18 protein-coding genes are annotated in these 18,397 nt (G+C 69.0%); 11 read left to right on the top strand and 7 right to left on the bottom strand.

What is annotated here, in order from left to right; genetic code table 11:
- The first annotated feature begins 77 nt into the window (after nucleotides 1-77).
- Nucleotides 78-1,709 (top strand): cytochrome bc1 complex cytochrome b subunit, encoded by a 1,632-nt coding sequence (qcrB, locus tag G6N60_RS04550; RefSeq protein ID WP_163733162.1) that lies wholly within the window; start codon nucleotides 78-80, stop codon nucleotides 1,707-1,709.
- Between the two features lie 66 nt (nucleotides 1,710-1,775).
- On the opposite strand, the gene G6N60_RS04545 is transcribed toward qcrB, so the two are convergent.
- Nucleotides 1,776-3,332 (bottom strand): long-chain-fatty-acid--CoA ligase, encoded by a 1,557-nt coding sequence (locus G6N60_RS04545; protein ID WP_163733159.1) that lies wholly within the window; start codon nucleotides 3,330-3,332, stop codon nucleotides 1,776-1,778.
- A 30-nt stretch (nucleotides 3,333-3,362) separates the two neighbouring features.
- Nucleotides 3,363-4,970 carry an amidohydrolase gene (locus tag G6N60_RS04540; protein WP_163733155.1) on the bottom strand — a complete coding sequence of 536 codons (1,608 nt, stop codon included), beginning with the start codon at nucleotides 4,968-4,970 and terminating at the stop codon, nucleotides 3,363-3,365.
- Nucleotides 4,971-5,106: 136 nt separating this feature from the next.
- Here G6N60_RS04540 and G6N60_RS04535 point away from each other — a divergent pair, with 136 nt between their 5' ends.
- Nucleotides 5,107-5,526, top strand: a complete 420-nt coding sequence (locus G6N60_RS04535; protein ID WP_163733152.1) for a YciI family protein — start codon at nucleotides 5,107-5,109, stop codon at nucleotides 5,524-5,526.
- A gap of 61 nt (nucleotides 5,527-5,587) precedes the next feature.
- Here G6N60_RS04535 and G6N60_RS04530 read toward each other — a convergent pair whose 3' ends face one another.
- Nucleotides 5,588-5,839 carry a DUF3253 domain-containing protein gene (locus G6N60_RS04530; protein ID WP_163733148.1) on the bottom strand — a complete coding sequence of 84 codons (252 nt, stop codon included), beginning with the start codon at nucleotides 5,837-5,839 and terminating at the stop codon, nucleotides 5,588-5,590.
- A gap of 67 nt (nucleotides 5,840-5,906) precedes the next feature.
- Here G6N60_RS04530 and fadD8 point away from each other — a divergent pair, with 67 nt between their 5' ends.
- Nucleotides 5,907-7,517 carry a fatty-acid--CoA ligase FadD8 gene (fadD8, locus tag G6N60_RS04525; RefSeq protein ID WP_163733144.1) on the top strand — a complete coding sequence of 537 codons (1,611 nt, stop codon included), beginning with the start codon at nucleotides 5,907-5,909 and terminating at the stop codon, nucleotides 7,515-7,517.
- A gap of 15 nt (nucleotides 7,518-7,532) precedes the next feature.
- Here the strand turns inward: fadD8 and G6N60_RS04520 are convergent, their stop codons facing one another.
- Nucleotides 7,533-8,195 carry a FadR/GntR family transcriptional regulator gene (locus G6N60_RS04520; RefSeq protein ID WP_163733142.1) on the bottom strand — a complete coding sequence of 221 codons (663 nt, stop codon included), beginning with the start codon at nucleotides 8,193-8,195 and terminating at the stop codon, nucleotides 7,533-7,535.
- A gap of 48 nt (nucleotides 8,196-8,243) precedes the next feature.
- On the opposite strand from G6N60_RS04520, the gene G6N60_RS04515 reads away from it, so the two are divergent.
- The 7 genes from G6N60_RS04515 to G6N60_RS04485 all read left to right on the top strand — a co-directional run bounded on the left by G6N60_RS04515 (nucleotide 8,244) and on the right by G6N60_RS04485 (nucleotide 15,926).
- Nucleotides 8,244-9,464, top strand: a complete 1,221-nt coding sequence (locus G6N60_RS04515; RefSeq protein ID WP_163733139.1) for a CynX/NimT family MFS transporter — start codon at nucleotides 8,244-8,246, stop codon at nucleotides 9,462-9,464.
- 75 nt (nucleotides 9,465-9,539) lie between these two features.
- A complete protein-coding gene (locus G6N60_RS04510; RefSeq protein ID WP_163743451.1) occupies nucleotides 9,540-10,742 on the top strand; it encodes an RNA polymerase sigma factor in 1,203 nt (400 codons plus the stop codon).
- Entirely contained in the window at nucleotides 10,739-11,422 is a 684-nt protein-coding gene (locus G6N60_RS04505; protein WP_163733136.1) for an HAD family hydrolase, read from the top strand. The genes G6N60_RS04510 and G6N60_RS04505 overlap by 4 nt, the downstream gene beginning before the upstream one ends.
- Nucleotides 11,423-11,452: 30 nt before the next feature.
- Complete coding sequence (locus G6N60_RS04500) at nucleotides 11,453-12,367, top strand: 1,4-dihydroxy-2-naphthoyl-CoA synthase (RefSeq protein ID WP_163733133.1); 915 nt, start codon at nucleotides 11,453-11,455, stop codon at nucleotides 12,365-12,367.
- Nucleotides 12,367-14,514 carry a thiamine pyrophosphate-dependent enzyme gene (locus G6N60_RS04495; protein WP_163733130.1) on the top strand — a complete coding sequence of 716 codons (2,148 nt, stop codon included), beginning with the start codon at nucleotides 12,367-12,369 and terminating at the stop codon, nucleotides 14,512-14,514. Before G6N60_RS04500 ends, G6N60_RS04495 begins: the two co-directional genes overlap by 1 nt.
- A 121-nt stretch (nucleotides 14,515-14,635) precedes the next feature.
- A complete protein-coding gene (locus G6N60_RS04490) occupies nucleotides 14,636-15,511 on the top strand; it encodes an SDR family oxidoreductase (RefSeq protein ID WP_163733126.1) in 876 nt (291 codons plus the stop codon).
- A 28-nt stretch (nucleotides 15,512-15,539) separates the two neighbouring features.
- Nucleotides 15,540-15,926 carry a VOC family protein gene (locus G6N60_RS04485; protein ID WP_163733123.1) on the top strand — a complete coding sequence of 129 codons (387 nt, stop codon included), beginning with the start codon at nucleotides 15,540-15,542 and terminating at the stop codon, nucleotides 15,924-15,926.
- Nucleotides 15,927-15,941: 15 nt separating this feature from the next.
- On the opposite strand, the gene G6N60_RS04480 is transcribed toward G6N60_RS04485, so the two are convergent.
- The 3 genes from G6N60_RS04480 to G6N60_RS04470 are packed head-to-tail and all read right to left on the bottom strand — an operon-like array spanning nucleotide 15,942 to nucleotide 17,814.
- Nucleotides 15,942-16,247: a DUF3349 domain-containing protein gene (locus tag G6N60_RS04480; protein WP_163733120.1), complete on the bottom strand. Its 306-nt coding sequence runs from the start codon at nucleotides 16,245-16,247 to the stop codon at nucleotides 15,942-15,944.
- 11 nt (nucleotides 16,248-16,258) lie between these two features.
- Nucleotides 16,259-16,537 carry a hypothetical protein gene (locus G6N60_RS04475; protein ID WP_163733117.1) on the bottom strand — a complete coding sequence of 93 codons (279 nt, stop codon included), beginning with the start codon at nucleotides 16,535-16,537 and terminating at the stop codon, nucleotides 16,259-16,261.
- Between the two features lie 35 nt (nucleotides 16,538-16,572).
- Nucleotides 16,573-17,814: an inorganic phosphate transporter gene (locus G6N60_RS04470; RefSeq protein WP_163733114.1), complete on the bottom strand. Its 1,242-nt coding sequence runs from the start codon at nucleotides 17,812-17,814 to the stop codon at nucleotides 16,573-16,575.
- Between the two features lie 253 nt (nucleotides 17,815-18,067).
- On the opposite strand from G6N60_RS04470, the gene G6N60_RS04465 reads away from it, so the two are divergent.
- Complete coding sequence (locus G6N60_RS04465) at nucleotides 18,068-18,370, top strand: DUF3349 domain-containing protein (protein ID WP_163733111.1); 303 nt, start codon at nucleotides 18,068-18,070, stop codon at nucleotides 18,368-18,370.
- The last annotated feature ends 27 nt before the right edge of the window (nucleotides 18,371-18,397 follow it).

The following is an 18,397-nucleotide window of genomic DNA, read 5'->3' as shown; positions in this document are numbered from 1 at the left end:
TCCGAAACGGTAGCGGAGGCCATTCGCGAGCATGCTTGTGATGACCCATGCGTACCCCCTCGAGGAGCACACGCCACATGAGCCCGAAACTCGCCGAACTGGCCGCCGCGCAAGGCAACGCGATCGATTCGCGCTACCACCCGTCGGCCGCGGTACGACGCCAGCTCAACAAGGTCTTCCCCACGCACTGGTCCTTCCTGCTGGGCGAGATCGCGCTCTACAGCTTCATCGTGCTGCTGCTGACCGGGGTCTACCTGACCCTGTTCTTCGACCCGTCGATGGCCGAGGTCACCTACCACGGGGTCTACCAACCCCTCAACGGCATCCAGATGTCGAAGGCGTACGAGACCGCGCTGGACATCTCCTTCGAGGTCCGCGGTGGGCTGTTCGTGCGCCAGGTCCACCACTGGGCCGCGCTGCTGTTCGCCGCCTCGATCATGGTGCACCTGGCCCGCATCTTCTTCACCGGCGCGTTCCGCCGGCCCCGCGAGGCCAACTGGGTGATCGGCTCGATCCTGTTGATCCTGGCCATGTTCGAGGGCTACTTCGGCTACTCCCTGCCCGACGACCTGCTCTCGGGCACCGGTCTGCGCGCGGCGTTCTCCTCGATCACCCTGGGCATGCCGCTGATCGGCACCTGGCTGCACTGGGCGCTGTTCGGCGGAGACTTCCCCGGCGACATCATCATTCCGCGGCTCTACGCGCTGCACATCCTGCTGATCCCGGGAATCATCCTGGCGCTCATCGGAGTTCACCTGGCCCTGGTGTGGTTCCAGAAGCACACCCAGTTCCCCGGCCCCGGTCGCACCGAGAAGAACGTCGTCGGGGTGCGCGTGATGCCGGTGTTCGCGGTCAAGTCCGGGGCGTTCTTCGCCATGACCGTCGGCATCCTGGGCATCATGGGCGGCGTGCTGCAGATCAACCCGATCTGGCAGCTGGGTCCCTACAAGCCCTCCCAGATCTCCGCGGGCAGCCAGCCCGACTTCTACATGATGTGGACCGACGGCCTGGCCCGCATGTGGCCCGCCTGGGAGATCTACCCCTTCGGCCACACCGTGCCCGCGGCCGTCGCCGTCGCGCTGCTGATGGGTGTCGTGCTGGGGCTGCTGACCGTCTATCCATTCCTGGAGAAGAAGCTGTCCGGGGACGTGGCGCACCACAACCTGCTGCAGCGGCCCCGCGACAACCCGGTCCGAACGGCCATCGGCGCCATGGCGATTGCGCTCTACATCGTGCTGACGTTCGCCTCGTTCAACGACATCATCGCGTTGAAGTTCCACATCTCGCTCAATGCGACGACGTGGATCGGGCGCATCGGCATGGTGGTCCTGCCGGCGATCGTGTACTACATCGCCTACCGGTGGGCGATCAGCCTGCAGCGCAGTGACCGCGAGGTCCTCGAGCACGGCATCGAGACGGGCATCCTCAAGCGGCTGCCGCACGGGGCGTACATCGAGCTGCACCAGCCGCTCGGCCCCGTCGACGACCACGGCCACCCCATCCCGCTGGAGTACCAGGGGGCCGCACTGCCCAAGCGGATGAACAAGCTCGGCTCCGGAGGCGCGCCGGGGTTGGGCAGCTTCCTGCGGGCCGATCCCGAAGCCGAGCGCGACGCGCTCACCGAGGCCGCCCACGCCGCCGAACGGCGCGCGCTGGTGGCACTCAAGGAGCGCCAGAACGGCAACGGGAACGGCAACGGGCACCACTAGCCCGCGAGACTGAATCTGACGACGCCGATCGCGGGTTGGGCGTCGTCGGATTCAGTCTCGGGGCCGCTAGACCTTGCGGCCGGACTTCTCCCAATGCGGTTGGCGCAGATCCTTCTTGAGGATCTTGCCCGTCGGATTGCGGGGCAGCTCGTCGACGATGTCGACCGTCCGCGGGCACTTGTAGCCGGCCAACCGCTCCTTGGCCCAGCCGATGAGTTCCTCGTCGGTCGCCTCGCCCTCCAGCGCGACGACGGCCTTGACCGCCTCACCCCACTCCTCGTCGGGCACCCCGATGACGGCGACCTCGGCGACGGCGGGATGTTCGGCCAGCACGCGCTCGACCTCGATCGAGTAGACGTTCTCCCCGCCGGTGATGATCATGTCCTTGAGCCGGTCCTCGACGAAGATGTAGCCGTCCTCGTCGATCCTGCCGATGTCACCGGTGCGGAACCAGCCGTCCTCGGTGATGGCCTCGGCGGTGGCGTCGGGCTTGTTGTGGTAGCCCTTCATCAATTGCCCTGACCTGAACCACAATTCGCCCTGCTCGCCCTGCGGCACGTCCTCGAGGCTATCGGGGTCGATGACGCGCACCTCGGCGCCCGGCACGACCCGGCCGGCGCTCCCCATGCGCTCCTCGTTGCCGCTGCGGTGGTCCTCGGGGCGCAGCAGGCTGATGACGCCGCCGACCTCGGTCAGCCCGTAGGCCTGGATGAAGTCGGTGTCGGGCCACGCCTCGAGCGCCTTGCGCAGCAGCGGCAGCGGCATCGGCGACGCGCCGTAACCGTAGGTCTTCAACGCCGAGAACAGCTTCACCGCATCCTCGCCGGACTCCAGCACCTTCGCCAGCACGGCGGGCACCAGGAACGTGCGGTTCGCCCCGGCGAGGATCCCGCCCGCCAGCTGGGCCCCGTCGACGTCGCGCGTCATATAGCTCGCCACGCCGGTGTGCAGTCCGAGCTGCATGTAGGACGAGCCGCCCACGTGGAACAGCGGCATCGCGACGAGGTTCTTGTCCCCCTCGTCGAGTTCCCAACCGTCGAAGGCACTTTCGGTGTGCGCAATCAGATTGGCATGCGTCAGCGAGACGCCCTTGGGCCGCCCGGTGGTGCCCGAGGAGTACATGATGATCGCGACGTCGTCGGGCTCGACCTCGTCGGGCCGGTCGACGGGGGTGGCATCGGCCAGCAGCGCCTCGTACTCGTCGTCCCCGTCGGGGGTCACCTCGACGACCTTCTCCACGCTACTCAGCTGGTCGCGGATCTTCTCGATCGTCGGCGCGAACTCGGCTCCGACGATGAGCACCTTGGCGCCGGAATCGTTGAGCACGTAGTCCAACTCGTCCGCGGCGAGGCGGAAGTTGATGATCGCGGTGGCCGCGCCGATCGACGCGGCCGCCAGGGTGGTCTCGACGCAGGCGGGATGATTCTTGTCGAGGAACGCGACGACGTCACCGCGGCCGACGCCCAACTCGGTCAGGGCGCCGGCCAGTCGGCGGATGCGGTCGTACCACTGCGACCACGTCCACGTGCGGTCCTTGAAGGTGATGGCTTCGTCGTCCGGCTTGGTCTGCGCCCAGTGAGCGGTGCGTTCGTCGAGGAAGCGAGGCGTTGGCAACTCTGGCATGGCACCAGCGTGCCATTGCGGGGACCGCCGTCAGTCCGATTTCGCAAAGACACGACGACCTGCCAGGTAGGTCGCCCGCACGTCGAGGTCGGCGACGGTCTCCGGCGGCACGGCGCGCGGGTCCGCCGACAGCACCACGAGATCGGCGTACTTGCCCACCTCGAGCGAACCGACGACGTCGTCGGCGAACAACTGCCACGCCGCGTCGAGCGTCTGCGCACGGATGGCCTGCTCGACGGTGATCCGCTCGTCCGGCGCCAGCACCCTGCCGCTCGGCGCGACGCGGGTTGCCGCAACGCTGATGTTGCGCAACGGCTCCTCCGGCGTGACGGGCGGATCGTTGTGCAGCGAGATCCGCATGCCCGTGGCGACGGCGGAGCCCACGGGCATCCAGCGCGACCCGTGCTCGGGCCCGAAGAGACCGTCGACGAGGACGTCACCCCAGTAGTGGATCTGGTCGACGAAGATGCTGCACGTCACGCCGAGGTCGTGCGCACGCTGCAGCTGGGCGTTGGAGATGGCGCCGACGTGCTCGAGCCGCAACCGATGGTCGGCACGCGGATTCGCTTGCAGCGCTTCGTCGTACACGTCGAGGATGGTGTCGACGCCGGCGTCGCCGTGCACGTGGCACGCCATCTGCCACCCCAGCGGGTAGTAGGCGTTCACGATCTCGGTCAGCTGCTCGCGGGTGTAGTTGGCGTGCCCGCAGGAGCCGGGCACGACCCCGATGGTGCGAGTGGCGGCGGTGTCGAGATACGGAAACGTCAGGTCCACGTTGCCGATCCACGGCGAGCCGTCGACCCAGATCTTGATGCCGACCTGTTTGACGACGTCGTCGCCGTTGTCGACGTCGGCGGTGGTCGTCATTGCGGCCGTGGACATCTCGTAGGTCCGCAGCCGCACGGTCAACTGGTCACGCAGGCCGTCGAGCACCGGGCGGAACATGGGGTCGAACGCCATCTCCGAACACGTCGTCAGCCCGGCCCGGTTCAGGCGCGCGCACTCGGCGAGGAGCATCGCGCCGAAGCCGCTCGGGTCGACCACGCCGCCGATGAGCGAGAACACCGCACCCGTCTCCTCCGCGGTCCCGTCGAGTTCGCCCGACGCGTCGCGGCCGTATCGGGCGCCCTTCGGATCGGGGGTGTCGCGGGTCAGCCCGAGGCGCCGCGCGGTCGCGGTGTTGAAGTACGCCTGGTGGCCCGAGTTGTGGACGATCACCAGGGGGGTCTGCGGGGCGACGTCGTCGAGCCAGGCCAGCGTCGGCTCGGGCAACCCGAGCTGCAGTAGCGGATCCCAGCCGTTGCAGTAGGCCCCCGACTCGCCGCGGTCGGCGACCTCGCGACGGATCGCGGCGAGCACGTCCCCGGCGTCACGCATCGTGACGGGTCGGATGTCGACGATGCGATCGGCCAGCACGATCGCCTCCATCAGCGGATGACCGTGTGCCTCGATCAGACCCGGCATCACGCAGCCGTCGCCGAGCTCGACGACCTCGGTGTCGGGGCCGACCATCGCCTCGACGTCGGCGCGCTCGCCCACCGCGACGATGCGTCCGTCGGCGACCGCGAGGGCCTGCGCCGTCGGGCGGGTGTCGTCGACGGTCAGCACGGTACCTAAGAACGCCAGGTCAGCAGCCATCTGGACATCCTGGCAGAGGCGTTCGCGAAATTGGGGAGAATCTTTTTCGGTGCCGTGTCGATTTGGCAGGACCGCCTTTCGACGTCATGACGGGGGCACGATGGGCGTGCCCCAACTGGATCGAGGAGACAACGACATGCGGTACATGCTGATCATGCGGGCCACCCAGGAAGCTCAGGACTTCGCAGCCGAGAACGTCGACTTCGCCGAGATCGTCGCGGCCATGGGTGCGTACAACGAGGAACTCATCAAGGCTGGCGTGCTGCTGTCGGCGGAGGGACTGACCGGCCCCGAAGACGGGTTCGTCGTCGACTTCGACAGCGACCCGCCCGCGATCACCGATGGCCCCTACGCCGAAGCCAAGGAACTGTTCAACGGGTTCTGGATGCTCGACGTGTCCTCGGTCGACGAGGCCAAGCAGTGGGCCAGCAAGTGTCCATTGGGCCCAGGCGTGAAGCTCGAGGTGCGCCTCGTGTCGGAGATCGCGGACTTCGACCAGGACGACGAGTGGGTCAAGAGGGAGCAGGCGTGGCGCGAGGCGAACGGCCCCCGCTAGCCGACCTGCACGGCCAGCGCGGCGTCGAGCGTTGTCGGTACCCGCAGCGCTTCCGAATTCCCTAGCGCGGGCCCTTTATTCGAATGCGGATCGGTCCCCGCCACTGCGCGTTGGGGTCGATCGCCTCGCCCTTCTGCGTGATGTCGACCCGACCCTCGTTGGCCAGCTCCCTGGCGGTCTCGCGCGCCTCGTCCATCAGGTCGCGCCACTGCTCGCCGCCGATCGCGCGGGCGGCGTCGGATGGGCAGATGGTCTTCGCCGGCCCGCGTTCGTCGGCCAACCGGAGGATGGCGTCACGTAGCGCACTGCTCATCCCCCGAGTGAAGCCCAAACCGACGACTCTTGCCACAGTTTCTGTAACACGTTCTAGTCTGTAGACCATGAGTGACGATCTGCTGCGGCATCCCATCCACTCCGGCCACCTGCTCGTCGGCGCGCTGAAACGCCACCGCGACCGGCCCGTCCTGCACCTTGGCGACACGACGCTGACCGGCGGCGAGCTGGCCGCGAAGATCAGCCAGTACATCCAGGCGTTCGAGGCGCTCGGTGCGGGATCGGGCGAGACGGCCGGTCTGCTGTCGCTCAACCGGCCCGAGGTGCTGATGATCACCAGCGCCGGGCAGACGCAGGGCTACCGACGCCTGGCGCTACACCCGCTCGGGTCGCTCGACGACCACGCGTACGTCATCACCGACGCCGAAGTGACGACGCTGATCATCGATCCGAATCCCATGTTCGTCGAACGGGCGCTCGGACTGCTGCAGAAGGTGAGCTCGCTCAAGCAGGTCCTCACCATCGGGCCGGTGCCCCCCGAGCTCGCCGAGTCGGGCGCCCACGTCGTCGACCTGACCGCCGAGGCCGCCAAGTACGAGCCGCGCCCGCTGGTCGCCGCGAACCTCGCCCCCGACCACGTCAACGGGCTGTCCTACACCGGCGGCACGACGGGCAAGCCCAAGGGCGTCATGATGACGAGCCAGGCCACCAGCACCATGACGACCATTCAGCTCGCCGAGTGGGAGTGGCCGGAGAGCCCGAAGTTCCTCATGCTGACCCCGCTGTCGCACGCGGGGGCGGCGTACTTCCTGCCGACCCTGGTCAAGGGCGGCGAGATGCACGTGATGGCGAAATTCGATCCGGCAGAAGCACTTCGGGTCATCGAGGAGCAGAAGATCACCGCGACGTTCGTCGTCCCCGCGATGCTGTACGCACTGATGGATCACCCCGACTCCAAGACCCGCGACCTGTCGTCGCTGGAGACCGTGTACTACGGCGCGTCGGCGATCAACCCGGTGCGGCTGGCCGAGGCCATCGAGCGGTTCGGCAAGATCTTCGCGCAGAACTACGGGCAGTCCGAGGCGCCGATGGCGATCTCGTACCTCGGCAAGAACGACCACGACGAGAAACGGCTGACCTCCTGTGGCCGGCCCACGCTGTTCGCGCGGTGCGCGCTACTCGACGCCGAGGGCAACCCCGTTCCGCAGGGCGAGGTCGGCGAGGTGTGCGTGTCGGGTCCGCTGCTGTCGGGTGGCTACTGGAAGCTGCCGGAGCAGACCGCCGAGACGTATCGGGACGGCTGGCTGCACACCGGCGACATGGCCCGCGAGGACGAGGACGGCTACTGGTTCATCGTCGACCGGGTGAAGGACATGATCGTCACGGGTGGCTTCAACGTCTATCCCCGGGAGGTGGAAGACGTCGTCGCAGAACATCCTTCGGTCGCGCAGGTGTGCGTCGTCGGCAGCCCCGACGAGAAGTGGGGCGAGACGGTGACGGCCGTGGTGGTGCTGCGGGCCGACGCGGCGTCCGACGAGGCCGCCGTCGCGACCCTGACCGCCGAGATCCAGGCGGCGGTCAAGGAGCGCAAGGGTTCGGTGCAGGTGCCCAAGCAGGTGTTCGTGGTCGACTCGCTACCGGTGACCGGCCTGGGCAAGCCCGACAAGAAGGCCGTGCGGGCGCGGTTCTGGGAGGGAGCGGACCGCGCGGTGGGTTGATTTCCCCTCGCGGGGTCAGGGCAGGGCGGCGAGAAAGCGGTCGATGAGCTCGCCCGCCGCGGTGCCCGCCGCGTCGACGTCGCCAGAGGCGATGTGCGCCAACAGTTCTCGGTGATCGACGGTGTCGACGGTGGTCTCGTGGGTGGCGGCCACGCTGGCCGTGATGGCCTCGATCAGCCCGCGGTAGAGCTCGACGAGGATGGCGTTGTGCGAGCTGCGCACGGTCGCCAGGTGAAATGCGGTGTCGGCGCGGGCGAATTCGTCGTCGTCGCCGGCGCGCAGCCAGTCGTCGCGGCGGTCCAGTAGCGATCGCAGCTCGGCGAGGTCGGTCTCCGTCCGGTGGGCCGCGGCGAGCCGCGCTCCCTCGACCTCCAGCGCCCGGCGCACCTGCAGCACGTCGCGCAGTTCGGCGCCGCAGAGACGCCGCAGCGCGCCCGACACCTCGCTCGTCGCACGCACGTAGGTACCGTCGCCCTGGCGCACGTCGAGCAGGCCGGCGTGCGCGAGCGCCCGCACCGCCTCCCGCACGGTGTTCCTCCCCACGCCGAGCGCTTCGACCAGGACGGCCTCGTTGGGGATGCGGTGCCCGATGGGCCACTCGCCGCTGGTGACGGAGGCGCGAACCTGCTCGATGACCTGGTCGACCAGTCCCGAGCGACGGGCGGTGTTCAAGGGCAATGCAGACGTCCTTTCAACCAATCATGGGATGTATGAGACCCTAGCAGCATGCATGGAACCGAGCAGGGCGAATCGAGGGTCGGCGACGACGCGTCTGCGGTATCCCTCGTCGCGGGCGGGGCGCTGCTCGCCGTCGCCGTCGTCCTCACCGCGCTGAACCTGCGCCCCGCCGTCACCAGCGTGGCGCCCCTGCTCGGCGACATGCGCAATGAGTTGGGCACCTCGGCAACCTGGGCCGGTCTCCTGACGACCATGCCGGGGCTGTGCTTCGCAGCGGCAGGCCTGGCAGCACCGCGGCTGGCGCAGCGGCTCGGTCTCGGCCACGTCATCTCGCTGGCACTCGTCGTCCTGACCGCGGGGGTGGCGATCCGCGCGGTCGACGGACCCTACGTGGTGATCGGCGCGACGCTGCTGGCCTGCGCGGGCATCGCGCTGATCAACGTCCTCATCCCCGTGGTCATCAAGGGCTCCTTTGCCGCCAGGATCGGGCTGATGACCGGCATCTACACCGCAGCGCTCCAAGGCGGAGGCGCCCTTGGTTCGGCGCTCACCCCCGGCCTCGAGGGGCCGCTCGGAGGCTGGCGCGAGGCCTTGGCGGCGTGGGCCGTCGTGGCCCTCATCGCCCTCGCGGCGTGGCTTCCCGCGGTGCGACGGCACGGCGGGTCGTGGGCCGCGGCCGCGACACCGACGGGCGTCAAACCCCGTTCGCTGCTTCGCAATCGGCTCGCCTGGATCGTGACGCTGTTCTTCGGAACCCAGGCCTTCCTCGCCTACGTCGTCATGGGATGGCTGCCGCAGATCTTCATCGACAACGGGGTCGGCAAGGTCGAGGCCGGACTGCTGACCGGGCTCTCGTCGTTGATCGGCGTGCCCGTCGGTCTGGTCATCTCGCCGCTGGCGGCGCGATCGGCGAGTCAGAGCGGGTGGATCATCACCCTCGGCGTCACGGGCATCGTCGGCACGATCGGGTTGATGCTCGCGCCCGCCGCGGCGCCGGTGGTCTGGAGCGTCCTCATCGGCGTGGGAATGAGCGCCTTCTCGCTGGCGCTGACCGTGATCGCCCTGCGCGCCCGCAACGCCGAGGACACCGCGCAACTGTCCGGCATGGCACAGGGTTTCGGGTATCTGCTCGCGGGCACGGGACCGTTCCTGTTCGGTCTGCTGCACGACGTGTCCGGTGACTGGACCATCCCGTTCGTGATGTTCCTGGCGGTCTACGCGGTGCAGCTCGTCGCCGGCACGCTCGCCGGGCGTGCCCGCTTCGTCTGACGTCTACCCGTGCGGAAGTACGGTGAGCTGGTGGCCGACCGGGACATCCGACGCACCGTCGACGCGGTGTGGCGGATGGAGGCCGCGAAGATCGTGGCAACGCTCACCCGCGTAGTCGGCGACGTCGGGGTGGCCGAGGACCTCGCCGCCGACGCCCTGGTAAACGCGCTCGAGCAGTGGCCGGCGACGGGCGTGCCGCACAACCCTGCCGCCTGGCTGACCACCGTCGCCAAGCGCAAGGCGATCGATCAGTGGCGCCGCCAGGACCGGCTCGACGCGAAGTACGCCGCACTGGCCCACGAGTTGGAGACCGCGTCAGATCACGCCTGGGACCCCGACCTCATCGACGACGACGTGCTGCGGCTCATCTTCATCAGCGCGCATCCGATCCTGCCACGCGACAGCCGAATTGCGTTGACGCTGAGGATAGTTGGTGGTCTCACCACTGAAGAGATCGCGCGGGCGTTCCTGGTGCAGAAGGCGACCATCGCGGCCAGGATCACCCGCGCCAAGAAGATGCTCGGCGAGGCCAACGTGCCCTTCGAGGTGCCCGAGCCCGACGAGTACCCGGCGCGTCTGTCCGCCGTCCTCAGCGTGCTGTACCTCATCTACAACGAAGGCTATTCCGCGTCGTCGGGCCACCGCTGGATTCGCGACGAATTGTGTAGGGAGGCACTGCGTCTCGGCCGTGTCCTGACGGCTCTGCTCCCCGACGAGGCGGAGGTGAACGGGCTGGTGGCACTGATGGAGTTCCAGTCGTCGCGCTTCGGTGCGCGCACGGACGCCGACGGTAACCCCGTGCTGCTGGAGGACCAGGACCGCACGCAGTGGGACCGTGCGCAGATCGGTCGCGGGATGGCCGCACTCGATCGGGTCGGCCAGATCCTGCGCCGTACCGGAGCCGGCTGGGGACCCTACGCACTGCAAGCGGCGCTCGCCCAATGTCATGCTGCCGCACCGAGTGCAGCCGACACCGACTGGGCCCGCATCGTCTCCCTCTACGACGGTCTGCTGCAGATCGCGCCTTCGCCGGTCGTCGAACTCAACCGCGCCGTCGCGATCGCGATGCGGTCGGGGCCGGAGAGTGCGCTTGGCATCGTCGACACCATCGACGGGCTCGACGATTCGTACCTACTGCACGGCGTGCGCGGTGAACTATTGTCCCGGTTGGGCCGCGACACCGAGGCTGCTGACGAATTCGAAAGGGCCGCAACCATGGTGACGAACGATCGAGAGCGCGACGTCCTGGTCGCCAAAGCCGCCCGGGCGCGCGCATGACGATTCGCGCAGTGCTGTTCGACTTCTCCGGCACGCTGTTCCGGCTCGAGGAGGACGACTCCTGGTTCACCGGCATCACCGTCGACGAGAAGGCGGTCGACGGACACGTGCAAGCCGAGCTGATGCGCCGGTTGACTGCCCCCACCGGACATTCGGTCGACATGGACGAGGAGCAGTACCGCAACTGGGTCGACCGCGACCTCGCCCCGCACCTGCACCGCGAGGCCTACCGGCACGTCCTGCGGGAGTCGGGCGTCACCGACGAGCACGCCGAGGCGCTCTACGCCCTGCTGATCGACCCCGCGAACTGGACGCCCTACCCGGACACCGCCGAGGTGCTCGCCGGCCTGCACCGCAGGGGCATCAAGGTCGCGGTCGTCTCCAACATCGCCTTCGACCTGCGGCCGGCCTTCGACGCCCTCGGCGTCACGGATCTCGTCGACGCGTTCGTGCTGTCCTTCGAAGTCGGGGCGGTCAAGCCGGATCCGAAGATCTTCCGGATCGCGCTGGACCGGGTGGGCGTCGACGCCGAGCACGCCCTGATGGTCGGCGACAGCGAGGAAGCCGACGGGGGCGCCCGCGCGCTGGGCTGCCGGTTCGCGCTCGTCGACCCGCTGCCCACCGCGCAGCGACCCGACGGGCTGATCACGGCCGTCGGGAGCGCAGGGGTCGTCCTCTAGGCGCGCACGCGCCGCTCTACAGTCGACCGGGTGAGCGCTGACAACCCGTTCGACCCGTCCGTATGGCAGCCCGTCCCGGGTTTCGAGCTGACCGACGTCACCTACCACCGGCACGTGGTCGACGGGGTGCCCAAGCCGACGGTGCGCATCGCGTTCGACCGGCCCGAGGTGCGCAACGCGTTCCGGCCGCACACCGTCGACGAGCTGTACCGCGTGCTCGACCACGCCAGGATGTCGAACGACGTCGGGGTGATCCTGCTGACGGGCAACGGGCCGTCGCCCAAGGACGGCGGCTGGGCGTTCTGCTCGGGCGGTGACCAACGCATCCGCGGCCGCACCGGCTACCAGTACGCCGCGGGCGAGACGGCCGACACCGTCGACCCCGCGCAGGCCGGCCGGCTGCACATCCTGGAGGTACAGCGGCTGATCCGCTTCATGCCCAAGCCGGTGATCTGCCTCGTCAACGGCTGGGCGGCGGGCGGCGGGCACAGCCTGCACGTGGTGTGCGACCTGACCCTGGCCAGCCGCGAGCACGCCCGCTTCAAGCAGACCGACGCCGACGTCGGCAGCTTCGACGGCGGTTACGGCAGTGCGTATCTCGCCCGCCAGACGGGGCAGAAGTTCGCCCGCGAGATCTTCTTCCTCGGCCGCCCGTACGACGCCGAGCAGATGAAGGCGATGGGTGCGGTCAACGAGGTCGTCGACCACGCCGAGCTGGAAACCGTTGCGCTGCAATGGGCTGAGGAGATCAACGGCAAGTCACCGCAGGCCATCCGGATGCTGAAGTTCGCGTTCAACCTGCTCGACGACGGGCTCGTCGGCCAGCAGGTCTTCGCCGGCGAAGCCACCCGGCTGGCGTACATGACCGACGAGGCCGTCGAGGGCCGCGACGCCTTCCTGGAGAAGCGCGACCCCGACTGGTCGCAGTTCCCGCGTTACTTCTGATGCCCGAGAAGATCGACGAGTACTTCACCGCGACCGTCGGAGCGCTGACGGCGGGACCGCTCGATCCCACCCTGCCGGTGTCGGACCTGTTGGCGCTCTTCGACTCTCAACTCGGCAGCCGACACCTCGACCTGGCGGCCCGCTGGCTGCGGTCACGCGGCGCGGGGTTCTACACCATCGGGTCGTCGGGCCACGAGTCGAACGCAGCCGTCGCCGCCGCACTTCGACCCACGGATCCGGCTCTGCTGCACTATCGTTCGGGCGGATTCTTCCTGCAGCGCGCCCAGCAGGTGGAGGGGAGCGACGCGCTGCGCGACGTGCTGCTCGGCATCTGCGCCGCGACCGAGGACCCGATCAGCGGCGGCCGGCACAAGGTGTTCGGCCGCCGCGACCTGAACGTCATCCCGCAGACCTCGACGATCGCCTCGCACCTGCCGCGCGCGGTCGGCGTGGCGTTCTCCCTCGGCAGGGCCGCCAAACTCGGCGTGCCCACGCCGTGGCCCACCGACGCGGTCACCGTGTGCAGCATCGGCGACGCGTCGGCGAATCACTCGACCGCGGTGGGTGCCATCGACACCGCGATTCACGCTGCCTACCAAGGCATTCCGATTCCGATGCTCGTCGTGTGCGAGGACAACGGCATCGGCATCAGTACCAGGACCCCCGAGGGATGGATCGCCGCCACCTTCGAGAACCGCAGCGGGCTGGCCTATTTCGCGGCGGACGGCGCGGACCCGATCGAGACCCTGGCCACCGCGACGCGCGCCGCCCAGTGGGTGCGCAGGCACCGCAAGCCGGCGTTCCTGCACCTGCGGACCGTCCGGCTGATGGCACATGCCGGCACCGACGTGGAGACCGCCTACCGCAGCCCCGCACAGATCGCCGCCGACTACGACCGCGATCCCGTGCTGGGCACGGCGAAGCTGCTCGTCGAACGCGGCGGGCTGACCGCGGCCCAGGTGCTCGACCTGTACGAGGCCAAGCGTTCGGAGGTCATCGCGATCGCCGAACGGGTGGCCCGGTTGCCCGCATTGGACAGTGCCGCAGCGGTGATGCGACCGCTGACCGACACGCTCGCCGAGGCCGCCGAGACCGCGCCGACCACCGTCGAGACGGACGGCGCCCGCCTGACGGTGGCGCAGTCGATCAACCGGGCCCTGCGCGACGTGCTGGACGAATGCCCCGGCGCCCTGGTCTTCGGTGAGGACGTGGCCCGCAAGGGCGGCGTGTACGGCGTCACCAGGGGGCTGGCCGGGCAGTTCGGTCCGGCCCGGGTCTTCGACACGCTGCTCGACGAGCAGGCCATCCTGGGCCTGGCGCTCGGCGCCGGGCTCGCCGGGCTGCTGCCCATTGCGGAGATCCAGTACCTCGCCTACCTGCACAACGCCGCCGACCAGATCCGCGGCGAAGGCGCCACCCTACAGTTCTTCTCCGACCGCCAGTACCGCAACCCGATGGTGGTCCGCGTCGCCGGTTACGGCTACCAGAAGGGGTTCGGCGGGCACTTCCACAACGACGATGCCGTCGGCGCGCTGCGCGACATCCCCGGGATCGTCATCGCCTCGCCGTCGCGGCCCGACGACGCCGCCGCCATGATGCGCACGTGTGCGGCCGCGGCCCGCGCGTCGGGAATCCTCTGCATCTTCCTGGAACCCATTGCGCTGTACCATGTTCGGGATCTGCACGATGACGGTGACGACGAGTGGCTGGCCCCCTACCCCGCCGACGGGGCGCCGATCGGGCGCGCCCGCACCCACGGCGACGGGACCGACCTGACCATCGTCACGTGTGGCAACGGCGTGCCGATGAGCCTGCGCGTGGCACGCCGTCTCGAACGGTCCGGCGTCTCGTCCCGCGTCGTCGACATGCGTTGGCTCGCACCGCTTCCCGTCGCCGACGTCCTGCGTGAGGCGAACGCCACCGGCAGGACGCTGGTGGTCGACGAGACCAGGGCGTCGGGCGGGGTGAGCGAGGGCGTGCTCGCCGCGCTCGTCGACCACGGCTACGCCGGCGCGCTGGCGCGCGTGACGAGCGCGGACAGCTTCATTCCCCTCGGCGACGCGGCGTTGGAGGTGCTGGTGTCCGAGGATGAGATCGAGAGTGCCGCGGTGCGGCTGCTGCAGGGGGCTCGCGCGCGCTGCCCGTGACGGCTCTCCGGAACTATTGCCCCTGCCGTAGCCGTCACCATGTGATGACGATCGTCAACCGATGATGACGCCTGCGGGCCCGACCATGGTCTGAGACAGGCGGCCCCTAAGCTCGGCGGTCATGAGCAAGAACCCCCTGCGCCGCCTCGCCGAGAGCGCGCTGCTCGCCGGCATGCGCCCACCGCTGACGCCGGCGCTGTTCCAGCCGCGACGTGGTGTCGAGCCCGCCGGCAAGCGGATCCTCGTCACCGGGGCGTCGTCGGGCATCGGCGAGGCCGGTGCCTACGCGCTGGCGCGCGCCGGGGCCCACGTCATCGTCGTCGCCCGGCGCGGTGAACTGCTGGACGCCGTGGTGGCACGGGTGGCGGCCGAGGGTGGGGTCGCAACGGCCTACGCCTGCGACCTGTCCGACCTGGACCAGGTCGATGCGCTCGTGGCGAAAGTTGAGGATCGCTTCGGGGGCGTCGACGTGCTGATCAACAATGCGGGCCGCTCGATCCGACGCCCGCTGGCCGAGTCACTGGACCGCTGGCACGACGTCGAGCGGACGATGCAACTGAACTACTTCTCGCCGCTGCGACTGATCCGCGGCTTCGGACCCGGCATGCGCGAGCGTCGCGACGGCCACGTCGTCAACGTCTCCACCTGGGGCGTGCTGGCCGAGTCGCAGCCGCTGTTCGCCGCCTACAACGCGTCGAAGTCGGCGCTGACCGCGGTGAGCCGGGTCATCGAGACCGAGTGGGCCGTGGACGGCGTGCACGCCACGACGCTGTTCTACCCGCTGGTGAAGACGCCGATGATCGCGCCGACCCGGGCCTACGACGGCATACCGGGGCTGTCCGCCGAGGAGGCGGCCGAGTGGATGACGACCGCCGTGCGACGCCGTCCGGTGCGCATCGCGCCGCGGATCGCCGTCACCGCCCAGGTGCTCAACGGCGTCGCGCCCGCCGCGGTGGACGCCGCCGTCAAGCGCCAGCGCATCCAACCCAGCCGGTGACCCCGGCGCTCTGTGTTACAACCGAGGCATGGAGATCCTGGCCAGCCGTGTCCTGTTCCGGCCGGCCGACTATTCGCGATCGCTGGCCTTCTACCGTGACGAGATCGGCCTGGCGATCGCCCGCGAGTACGGCGCGGGCACGGTGTTCTACGCCGGGCAGTCCCTCGTCGAACTGGCCGGGCACGGCCACCGCGCGGCCGAGGCGCCGCCGTTCCCCGGCGCACCGTGGCTACAGGTGCGCGACGTCTACGCCACGCAGGCCGAACTCGAGGGCCGCGACGTGGCGATCGCGCGCAAGGCCACGCAGGAGCCATGGGGTCTGCACGAAATGCACGTCACCGATCCCGACGGCGTGACGCTGATCTTCGTGCAGATTCCCGAGACCCATCCCCTGCGCCGCGACGCCCGGGCCTGAGCCCGGTGCCCGCGATCAGTTCGCGGGTGCCGCCAGCGGCCAGCCGACCGAGGCCAGCCGGGACGCGACCTGATGGATCTCTTCGGGATTGGGTTCCTTGGCGGTGGTCTGGTGGATCGCCGCGCGGATCTCGTCCTCGGTGACCGCGTCGGAGTCGGCTGCCTTCAGCACCGTCTGCGCGGCCTTGACGACGTCGTCCTCCGACAGCGACCGCTTCAGCAGCGCGAGCAGCGGAAAGTAGTCCTTGGGCGGAACACCTTCGGGATAACCGGCATTCAGCCAGTTGACGACGTTCTCGAAGATGGACTTGGTCTCGGGCATGTCTGCTCAGCTCACTTGGGAAGGAAGGGAACGGGGTTGAACCCGAAGTGGTGGATGATCGTCGTCTTGGTTATGTAGAGGATGGCAATCACGATCACCGCGGCGACCGCGGCGAACAGCAGCAGCCCCACGGCCTTCAGGGCCGGGTTGGGGGCGACGGTGGCCCCACCCTCGGTGCTCCCCGACCCCCTGGAGTAGGCGACCAGTCCGAAGGCGAAGATCGCCGGCAGACCCGCACCGAGCACCAGGCCGACGGCCAGCACCTTCACGATGGCTTCCACGTATGTCATGGTGAAACTCCTTGTCTAGCAGCAGGATTGGGGGGTTAGACCTCGGCCTTGGGAGCCTCGAGCCGTTCCTCGCGGACGGCCGCGGGCACGACCGAGTTGGTCGTGTCGTCCCAATCGGCGTTGACGTTGGAGCTGTCGACCTTCTGCTGCTGCGCGCGCCAGTACATGTAGCCGGACAGGCCGACCAGGATGAGGAAGATCAGGCCGTCGCCGACGAGCTGCGTGGTGGCCCCCGCGACGAAGTGCGAGATCCAGAAGGCGATCGCGCCGACCAGAGCGGCCGCGGGCAGCGTGATCAGCCAGGCCACGGCCATCCGACCGGCGACCCGCCAGCGGACCGTCGCACCCGGCTTGCCGACGCCGGAGCCGAGGATCGACCCGGTGGCGACCTGCGTGGTGGACAGCGCCATGCCCGCGGCACTCGAGCTGAGGATGACGACGGCCGAGGACGCCTCCGCGGCGAAGCCCTGCGGCGACTCGATCTCGACGAGGCCCTTGCCCAGCGTGCGGATGACGCGCCACCCGCCGATGTAGGTGCCGAGGCCGATCGCGAGCGCGCAGGACAGGATGATCCAGAACGGCAGGCCGTTCTTCTTCACGTCACCCGTGAGGTGGCCGGTGGTGATGAGGGCGAGCGCGATGACACCCATGGTCTTCTGCGCGTCACCGGTGCCGTGGGCCAGGGCGACGAGCGAGGCCGTGGTGATCTGGCCCCAGCGGAAGCCGTCCTCGCGGCGCTTCTTGGCGACGCTGCGGGTGATCCGGTAGACGAGCCAGGTGCCCGCCGCGGCGACCAGGCCGGCGATGAACGGTGACGCGACCGCGGGGATCAGCACCTTGCTGATGACGCCGGGCCAGTTGACCCCGGCCATCCCGGCGGCGGCGAGGCCGGAGCCGATCAACCCGCCGAACAGCGCGTGCGACGAGCTGGACGGGATGCCGAACAGCCACGTCAGCAGGTTCCACAGGATGCCGCCGATGAGGCCGGCGAAGATGATGGTGAGTCCGGTCGACGCGGTGATCGTCGGCAGCAGATGACCCGTCTTGCCGTCCTGGATCTTCAGGACCGACGTGGTGACCGTGACGGCGACCTCGACCGAGAGGAACGCGCCGACCAGGTTGAGCACGCCGGCCAGGAGGACGGCGGTCTTCGGCTTGAGGGCACCGGTGGCGATCGACGTCGCCATGGCGTTGCCCGTGTCGTGAAATCCGTTGGTGAAGTCGAATGCCAACGCCGTGGCAATCAACAGCACCAGAATGATGGTCTCTGCGCTCATGGCTACAGATTGTGGGGCTTCGCTAGCCGCTTTGACCAGCTGCCTCGGGCGCGATTGGGCCCCCTCACCTGGGGCTTTACCCGTGCCGCCGAGCTGTTCATCCGATGTTCACCCACGCGGCGGGGAGCGTTTGCCTGCGAACGCGAAACATCGCTGCCGGCGGGGCTCCAACCATCGACTCGAAGGCCGCGCCGCTACGATCGAAGAGTCGAAGACCGAGGCGGCCGCGCCGCCGCAGGGGGAAGTTGACGCCGTGAATTCCTTTCTCGCGAAGATCGCCGCATGGATCACCGCCGGGTACCCGGAAGGGGTGCCCGGACCCGATCGCGTGCCGCTGCTCGCGCTGCTGAACAGGCGGCTCAGCAACGACGAGGTCAAGGCCGTGGCGCAGGACCTGATGCAGCGCGGCGAGTTCGACACCGTGGACATCGGCGTGCTCATCACGCAGACGACCGACGAGCTGCCCCGGCCCGAGGACGTCGAACGCGTCCGTGCGCGCCTGGCCGCCAAGGGGTGGCCGCTCGACGACGCCCGCGACGGCGAGGGATCGACATAGCCCCCCTGCGCGCCGTCGTCATTCCGC

The organism is Mycolicibacterium madagascariense, assembly GCF_010729665.1.
Classification (GTDB): Bacteria; Actinomycetota; Actinomycetes; order Mycobacteriales; family Mycobacteriaceae; genus Mycobacterium; species Mycobacterium madagascariense.
This window is presented reverse-complemented; position numbering and strand designations above follow the sequence as displayed.

Excerpts from the sequence above, each read along its gene's own strand:
- G6N60_RS04475 (WP_163733117.1), bottom strand. The coding sequence starts at position 16,537 with ATGACATACGTGGAAGCCATCGTGAAGGTGCTGGCCGTCGGCCTGGTG.
- G6N60_RS04530 (WP_163733148.1), bottom strand. The coding sequence starts at position 5,839 with ATGAGCAGTGCGCTACGTGACGCCATCCTCCGGTTGGCCGACGAACGC.
- fadD8 (WP_163733144.1), top strand. The coding sequence starts at position 5,907 with ATGAGTGACGATCTGCTGCGGCATCCCATCCACTCCGGCCACCTGCTC.
- G6N60_RS04545 (WP_163733159.1), bottom strand. The coding sequence starts at position 3,332 with ATGCCAGAGTTGCCAACGCCTCGCTTCCTCGACGAACGCACCGCTCAC.
- G6N60_RS04510 (WP_163743451.1), top strand. The coding sequence starts at position 9,540 with ATGGAGGCCGCGAAGATCGTGGCAACGCTCACCCGCGTAGTCGGCGAC.
- G6N60_RS04535 (WP_163733152.1), top strand. The coding sequence starts at position 5,107 with ATGCGGTACATGCTGATCATGCGGGCCACCCAGGAAGCTCAGGACTTC.
- G6N60_RS04485 (WP_163733123.1), top strand. The coding sequence starts at position 15,540 with ATGGAGATCCTGGCCAGCCGTGTCCTGTTCCGGCCGGCCGACTATTCG.
- G6N60_RS04540 (WP_163733155.1), bottom strand. The coding sequence starts at position 4,970 with ATGGCTGCTGACCTGGCGTTCTTAGGTACCGTGCTGACCGTCGACGAC.
- G6N60_RS04515 (WP_163733139.1), top strand. The coding sequence starts at position 8,244 with ATGCATGGAACCGAGCAGGGCGAATCGAGGGTCGGCGACGACGCGTCT.
- G6N60_RS04480 (WP_163733120.1), bottom strand. The coding sequence starts at position 16,247 with ATGCCCGAGACCAAGTCCATCTTCGAGAACGTCGTCAACTGGCTGAAT.
- G6N60_RS04505 (WP_163733136.1), top strand. The coding sequence starts at position 10,739 with ATGACGATTCGCGCAGTGCTGTTCGACTTCTCCGGCACGCTGTTCCGG.
- G6N60_RS04470 (WP_163733114.1), bottom strand. The coding sequence starts at position 17,814 with ATGAGCGCAGAGACCATCATTCTGGTGCTGTTGATTGCCACGGCGTTG.
- G6N60_RS04495 (WP_163733130.1), top strand. The coding sequence starts at position 12,367 with ATGCCCGAGAAGATCGACGAGTACTTCACCGCGACCGTCGGAGCGCTG.
- qcrB (WP_163733162.1), top strand. The coding sequence starts at position 78 with ATGAGCCCGAAACTCGCCGAACTGGCCGCCGCGCAAGGCAACGCGATC.
- G6N60_RS04490 (WP_163733126.1), top strand. The coding sequence starts at position 14,636 with ATGAGCAAGAACCCCCTGCGCCGCCTCGCCGAGAGCGCGCTGCTCGCC.